This window comes from Mesobacillus subterraneus, from assembly GCF_000934845.1.
In the GTDB taxonomy this organism is placed as follows: domain Bacteria; phylum Bacillota; class Bacilli; order Bacillales; family Cytobacillaceae; genus Mesobacillus; species Mesobacillus stamsii.
On sequence record NZ_JXIQ01000113.1, the window covers coordinates 1 to 6,594 of the forward strand.

Below are 6,594 nucleotides of genomic sequence, written 5' to 3' on the forward strand. Positions count from 1 at the left end.
GTCTGAAACAGGTAGCTAAGAATCCCACTGACGTTAGACAGCTTGCGACTTTAGTCGTGGGAGTCTCAATAATACTGATCCTATCAATACCTGTTCCCATGCATTCACTTCCTTTAAGTTTTTAGCGGACACGAGGACCGGAATACTAGATTTCCTGATCGGTGAATAGATAGCCTCCCCGGAAGCGAGGAAGAAGGACGCTGTATACACAATCCACATATCATCTGCACTGTTGATTGCCAGAAAAGATAAAGCAATAAATGCTCTTGCGATATCTGTTATGACCATCACGCTTTTTCGGCCCATTTTTCTTGAGAGGCTGCTGCTGATTGGACTGAACAGCAAAAAAAGGAATCATTCTGAGGGCCATCGTTATCCCGACAGCGAGACCTGACCCTGTCATCTGAAGTATTAATGTCAGCAGGGCAACCTGGCTGAAGCGGTCTCCAATACCATTTATAACCCCGGCAAGGAAAAGCTTTCGATACCCCTTTTCTGTTTTTAAAGTATTGAACATATTATCCCTCTTTATGTAGTAGAATCTAAACTCGCAAAGTGAAATCGGCAAATAAGCCTTGAGATAACTCGGAAGCCATTTAATCCAATTTACTAGTTTTTTGTGATTTTATTTTAATTATCCTATGCCACTTAGCTATTATAAATGGACTTCGTTATGAAAGGAACAGAGTTTGTCGAAAAATCATGTAAACGATATTTGTGAAAATGAAAGAGAGTATTCAAAAGAAGTGGAAGAACTGGAATTAAGGACAGCTGCTGGCAAAGGGACCTCTTTGCCGGCGGTTTTTTGGTTACATTGCCACAGAAGATTTAACATGTGCATTTTTTCATGAATTCTGTTACCATTCATAAAAATAAACAAATCACATAAGAAGGAGGTCAGCTTATGAGAGATGTCACTCTTTTGGATATATATGAACACCATATTGCCCAAAAGTATTTGAAACGTTCTGGAATGGCGCATGCGATCGCGGTTGCCTATCATGCATTCCAGCTTGCAAAGGAGCATAAAGTGGATGTTGATATTGCTGCCAAAGCCGGATTTCTCCACGATATTGGCCATTTCACCTGGTACAGGAACGGAAAGTGGGACTACGAATTATACCGTAAGAATGATATCCATCCGATAAAGGGGGCAGAACGAGCCCATAAGCTCCTGATTAGACTGGGTGAAAACCCCGTACAAGCGAAAGCCACTTCACTTGCTATCCTTTTCCACACAGATTCTTTTTTGCCTTCAAATGACATAGTCCGTACACCACTGCAAAAAGTTGTAAAATGGGCGGATGAAAAAGATGAAGAAGAAGGGGGTACACATCATTACCGTATAATAGATCATAACCGGGCACAAAAAAGTATAATCCGGCTTGACAAAATGATTGACGAGGAATTATCGAAACGGGCGGACGAAGGGAACACCAACCCGTCTAATTAAAAATAGGGAAGGGCACCGGATCTGCTCCGATGCCCTTTCATTTAATTATAAAGCAGAGGGTTTCCGAAGCTTATAAAACCTCCAAACATCCTTGATAATGATTTTTACCACTGAATAAAGCGGTATGGCGATCAGGATTCCAATGAAACCATACAATGAGCCGGCTGCAATCAAAATCAGGATGACGGAAATCGGATGGATGCTTAGCTTCTTCCCCATGACCTGCGGGGTGACTAGATTGCCCTCCAACTGCTGCACGATTACCAGTACAAGCAATACCTTCAATGCCATAAGCGGACTGTTCGTTAAACCAATGAACAGTGCAGGGATAATCCCCAAAAGCGGGCCTAAAAAGGGAACGATTGTTAAAAACATTGCGAAGATCGCAAGCAACAGAGCGTAGTCTAAACCGATGATCAAATAACCAATGAACATTAAAATTCCGTCAACAACTGCGATGATAAATTGCCCTGTTACATAGGTGAACAACGTTTTATCGATATCCGTTAAAATTTTGTTTCCTTCCTGTACATGTTCACGAGGTAAATGCTTTAAAATGTAAGGTCGGAGCTTTTCATCATCCTTCAAGAAAAAGAATGCCAGAAAAGGGACTACTACAAGTACGGTTGCAATACTTGTAATCAAGGAGAATAATGTCATCAGATTTTCCCCTAGATTTTGAGAAATCTTGCTTAAATAATTCAGAGCCCTCTGTTTGATTTCCTCTGTTTTAATAATACCTATGTTGTTATCATCGATGACTTTTTGAGATTCATCGGTGATCTCATCCATTTTTTCAGGGAAATTTTTACTCAAGTCGCTGATTTCATCTCCCAATAAGGAGCCCGCAAAATAAGCCAATCCTGACATTAATCCTGCCACTAGAGCGAACACAATGAAGATACTGATGATTTTAGGCACATAGCGGCTAATCCATTGAATCGGCTTGCGAAATAAATAATACATTAGGCCTGAGATCAGCACCGGAAAGAATATAGCGATGATAAAATTTTGCAGAGGGGAGACAAAGTAATCAATTTTGCCAAAAAGAAAGATGATAAGAAGAATCAGAATTATCCCTGTCGCATGCTTAAAAAAAGGCCGTTGAACCCACATTTCTTTACCCCCTGTTATCGGTTATCTCCTATTTACATACCTTAAAGGACGATTTGTTAAACAAAGGTTGTCATATATAGGACAGCTGCAACATATCTTTATAAAAAATTGCCAGTTTGGTTGTTTATATTACGGGTAAATATTCAGATCTATGAAAATTGTTTGACAGCATTTGCCAATGGTCATCTTATGTGTAAAGGGGTCTAGGAATGGTTGCTGTGGAAGAACAGCTTTTGTTTATGAAGGAATTGGGTCGATTGTTTGATGAATATGCACTTTGTGAAGACAGAGAACTAAAAAAAGAGATTTATAAAGACATCCAGTTAATAGGGGAAGCGATTATGACAAGATAAAACCCGGCCTTTTACAGGCCGGGTTTATTTGATGACTAATCTTACTTTTTCGGAAATGAAGTCGGCAGCATAGACTAGAACAAGATAGAAAAACAAGAAAAGTGTGATATCTGTATAATGGAAGAAGCTCATGCTCAGTTTGAATTGCTGTCCAAGTCCTCCAGCTCCAACAAAGCCGACAACTATAGTGGTCCGCATGATGACCTCCCAGCGATAAAGGATATACGTAAGGAAGCGGGGAAGTGTTGCCGGAAGGACCCCTAGCAATAAAATTTGGATCTTATTTGCCCCGCAGGATGCCAGATTCCTTATTGGGCGCGAATCTAAATCCTCGATTACCTCAGCTAATAGCTTTCCTAGAATCCCATAGTTATGAAGGGCAAGGGCAATTGCCCCAGGCAAAATCCCAGGTTTAAACACAAAGATGATAATCATTGCCCAAATTAATTCAGGAACGGCCCTTGTAAAAATATAGCCACTCCTCACCATTCCGAATGACAGCCATCCATGCCATTTTTTTGCAAGGGTGAGTGACCCGTCTGCGACATTCCGGGCTGCAGGAACCATGGTGAAAATGGCGGCAATGGTTGCGAAGCCTGTGGCGATTATGCTCATCAATAAAGTTTCCCAGGTAAGGCTTAAAGCATTAGCCCAGCTTTCGCTACTCAGAAATGCAGGTTGATCTTCTCCGATCCCAATCAGTCCTTTGAAAAACTGAATGGTGTAATGGAGATTTTCTTTTGTAAATACTGCTGACAGATTTGCGTTTTCTATCGTGAAAATGGATAACCAGGATCCAATGAGGAGAAGAATCATCAAAAAGACAGATGTCTTCAGCTGTTTTATCGCTCTGTTCACTGAAGTAAGCTGATTCCTTAAAAAATTGCTCCACATATCGATGAGTAAGACAAGAAATATCAGGAAGAACACAAAGGTCCAGACCTGATTATACTGTAAATCATCCAGGCTTAATTGAATTTGGTAGCCAAGACCGCCGATTCCTACGAAACTCATGATGGCTGATGAACGAACTGCACATTCAAAGCGATACATGGCATAGCTGACTATACTCGCTCTGACCATAGGAAGGTATCCGTACATCAACGTCTGCCATTTGCCAGCCCCAGCAGCTTCCAAAGCCTTGATTGGTTCAGTTCGCACGTCTTCAAGCATGTCTGCAAAGATCTTGCCTAAAATCCCTCCATATGGAATGGCCAGTGCAAAAATAGCGGCAAACGGGGAAAGACCGATAGAGGCAACGAACAGCCATGCCCAAACTAACTCATGAATTGCTCGCATAAAACCTAGATGACCTCGGAAGAATCTTTTTACATAACGGTTATTTTTTGAAATAGAGAATAGAACTCCGGAAGCAAGAATTCCCCAGAAAAAAGCGATAACAAGAGCTAAACTCATTCCTGCTACTGCATAGCTTAGTGTAGTCAAGCTTGATTCCAGAGCAAGCAAAAGTATGTCGTTCGATAAATCTGGACTAAAAATTGCTGCTCCTATCTGTTTGGCGGTGTTCAGTCCCCCGCTATGAAACAAGTCCTTATTCCAATTTATCGATGTAAGACTCCATAAAAAGACAAGGAGGAGGGAAAAACTCACGATTTTTCTTTTATGAAGTTCATAATTCCACCAGCTTCTCTCCATGCTACGCTTGCTCCTTCAGTTTGTACAAGCTCGCAATATGGGCGTCAGTGACTGATGAGGCAGGCAGGTCGAAGAATAGATAACCATCCTTTAATGCAATCAAGCGATCAAAATATTTTTTTGCGTACTCAACAGAATGCAGACTGGCAATCAAAGTTTGATTTCCCTCCGATGCAATTTTAACGAGAAGTGCCAGGATGTCTTCAGCACGTGCAGGGTCAAGGGAAGCGACAGGCTCATCCGCCAAAACAATTTCAGGGTTCTGAATAAGCAGGCGGGCAAGGGCAACGCGCTGCTGCTCTCCGCCTGAAAGTGCGGACGTTCGTTCATATAATTTATCTCTAAGACCCACGCGAGTAAGAGCTAGTATGGCATCTTGCTTATCCTGAGGAAAAAACATAGATAGGAGAGATTTCATAATTCCCCATTCTGATAATTTTCCAGCAAGTACATTATGAATCACAGGTAATTCTCCGATAAGGTCAAATTGTTGACGGATGATTCCGATCTTTTTGGCCCGTTTCTTCTGGTCGGTCATTTCAGCCAACAGCTGGCCGTCAATCGTAATTTCTCCTTGATCGGGTGGTAAGGTAGCGGCAAGCAGATTTAGCAAAGTAGTCTTTCCTGCGCCACTGGGACCAATCAACGCGATGAATTCCCCTTTTTTTACCGACAAAGAAAGGGAAGATAAGGCTATCTTCCGCTCGTAAACTTTTCCTATCTTTTTTATATCGATGAATTCGCTCATGAGATTTCCCCTACTTGATGATCTTTAGTTGTTTGGCGACTTCTTCTATTGCTTGGTAATTCTGATTATTTGTTTCGATGAATCGATCGGTTTGTAGTAAATCCATAATCTCGCTGTCTTCTTTTGACATTGTTAGGATCGCATCTTTGATTTTCTTTTTTGATTCTTCATCAGCGATGTTGACAGTCCAGTTATAGTCAAAATACTCAGGTGTTGTGTAGAAAACCTTCACCTTTGAATCGTCCACCTTGCCTTCTTTTACCGCTGCTTCCCAAACAGAAATATTCAATGCTCCTGCCTCGTAAGCGCCTGATTCAACTAGCTTGTAGGTTTTATCGTGGGAGCCCGAGTAGTTAGGCTTCCCATCAAGAGCTTGGTCAGCGTCGATACCTGCCTGCATCATGAAATAGCGCGGCATGAGGTGCCCCGAAGTGGAACTTTCACTGCCAAAGGTAAAAGATTTCCCTTGTAAATCTTCAAGACTATTTATCTCGCTATTTTCATGAGCTATAAAAACAGATTTAAATTTTTCATCAATTGGCCTTTGAGCAAATGCTTCGGCCTCTGGTACTAAATTTCTCGCCTGGACACCCGTTAAACCTCCGAACCATGCAAGCTGAATCTCTCCGCGTTGAAAAGCGGTGACCAAAGCTGCATAATCCACCGAAGGGACATACTCAATATTCATTCCAGTTTTTTTGCCAAGATTGTTTGCGAAATCTTCCATGCTCCTGTTCAAATCGGCGACATTTTGGTCAGGAATCGCGCCAATTTTGATTGTTTCTTTTTTAGCTGCATCTCCATTATCTCCTGTACAGCCAGTAAGAAGAGAAAGCAGTAGCAGAATTGTTGCACCAAGCATTTTGTTCATTTTCTCACCCTTTTTATAAATAAATTTTATAACCACTATAAAATTTATCAATAATAAGACGATAACTCAATACATTTTCGTAACTTTATTAAAACAAAAAAATTCAGCGGGTTTCTTGTTTAAAGAATATAAATTCTTTGAAAATTGCAAAGCTGCAGCGCCTAGGAGTCTGTCCGACGGAGTGAAATCCACGTATTTTTATTCAAAATGAATGTTTTTATACAATTAAACGGATGAATATGAAGTATGTATGAATAATTATACACTAAAAAATTTTTATTGGACAGACTTCTAGCCACTTGAGACACGTCGGCTCCCGCCAGCGAAGTCAAAGAACTCCTTCACCGGTCGGCCCTCCGATGCACAGGACGTGCTAGACCCGCCAGCCACAGGACGC

General features: G+C 41.3%; 7 protein-coding genes. 2 read left to right on the forward strand and 5 right to left on the reverse strand.

Features of this window, described 5'->3' with window-relative positions:
- Positions 1–220: 220 nt before the first annotated feature.
- Complete coding sequence (locus tag UB32_RS14575; RefSeq protein WP_052807055.1) at positions 221–517, reverse strand: hypothetical protein; 297 nt, start codon at positions 515–517, stop codon at positions 221–223.
- Positions 518–904: 387 nt separating this feature from the next.
- On the opposite strand from UB32_RS14575, the gene UB32_RS14580 reads away from it, so the two are divergent.
- Positions 905–1,453 carry an HD domain-containing protein gene (locus UB32_RS14580; RefSeq protein WP_044394864.1) on the forward strand — a complete coding sequence of 183 codons (549 nt, stop codon included), beginning with the start codon at positions 905–907 and terminating at the stop codon, positions 1,451–1,453.
- 45 nt (positions 1,454–1,498) lie between these two features.
- Here UB32_RS14580 and UB32_RS14585 read toward each other — a convergent pair whose 3' ends face one another.
- Entirely contained in the window at positions 1,499–2,569 is a 1,071-nt protein-coding gene (locus tag UB32_RS14585) for an AI-2E family transporter (RefSeq protein ID WP_044394866.1), read from the reverse strand.
- A gap of 209 nt (positions 2,570–2,778) precedes the next feature.
- On the opposite strand from UB32_RS14585, the gene UB32_RS20210 reads away from it, so the two are divergent.
- Positions 2,779–2,922 carry a hypothetical protein gene (locus UB32_RS20210; protein ID WP_198528207.1) on the forward strand — a complete coding sequence of 48 codons (144 nt, stop codon included), beginning with the start codon at positions 2,779–2,781 and terminating at the stop codon, positions 2,920–2,922.
- 24 nt (positions 2,923–2,946) lie between these two features.
- Here the strand turns inward: UB32_RS20210 and UB32_RS14590 are convergent, their stop codons facing one another.
- The 3 genes from UB32_RS14590 to UB32_RS14600 are packed head-to-tail and all read right to left on the reverse strand — an operon-like array spanning position 2,947 to position 6,197.
- Positions 2,947–4,578 (reverse strand): PhnE/PtxC family ABC transporter permease, encoded by a 1,632-nt coding sequence (locus UB32_RS14590; protein ID WP_044394868.1) that lies wholly within the window; start codon positions 4,576–4,578, stop codon positions 2,947–2,949.
- A 1-nt stretch (position 4,579) separates the two neighbouring features.
- Positions 4,580–5,326: a phosphonate ABC transporter ATP-binding protein gene (locus tag UB32_RS14595; protein ID WP_044394870.1), complete on the reverse strand. Its 747-nt coding sequence runs from the start codon at positions 5,324–5,326 to the stop codon at positions 4,580–4,582.
- 10 nt (positions 5,327–5,336) lie between these two features.
- Entirely contained in the window at positions 5,337–6,197 is an 861-nt protein-coding gene (locus UB32_RS14600) for a putative selenate ABC transporter substrate-binding protein (protein WP_044394872.1), read from the reverse strand.
- Between the last annotated feature and the right edge of the window lie 397 nt (positions 6,198–6,594).

What these genes read in the sequence shown, in the direction of transcription:
- UB32_RS14585 (WP_044394866.1), bottom strand. Translation starts at nt 2,569, where the DNA reads ATGTGGGTTCAACGGCCTTTTTTTAAGCATGCGACAGGGATAATTCTG.
- UB32_RS14575 (WP_052807055.1), bottom strand. Translation starts at nt 517, where the DNA reads ATGTTCAATACTTTAAAAACAGAAAAGGGGTATCGAAAGCTTTTCCTT.
- UB32_RS14590 (WP_044394868.1), bottom strand. Translation starts at nt 4,578, where the DNA reads ATGGAGAGAAGCTGGTGGAATTATGAACTTCATAAAAGAAAAATCGTG.
- UB32_RS20210 (WP_198528207.1), top strand. Translation starts at nt 2,779, where the DNA reads ATGGTTGCTGTGGAAGAACAGCTTTTGTTTATGAAGGAATTGGGTCGA.
- UB32_RS14580 (WP_044394864.1), top strand. Translation starts at nt 905, where the DNA reads ATGAGAGATGTCACTCTTTTGGATATATATGAACACCATATTGCCCAA.
- UB32_RS14600 (WP_044394872.1), bottom strand. Translation starts at nt 6,197, where the DNA reads ATGAACAAAATGCTTGGTGCAACAATTCTGCTACTGCTTTCTCTTCTT.
- UB32_RS14595 (WP_044394870.1), bottom strand. Translation starts at nt 5,326, where the DNA reads ATGAGCGAATTCATCGATATAAAAAAGATAGGAAAAGTTTACGAGCGG.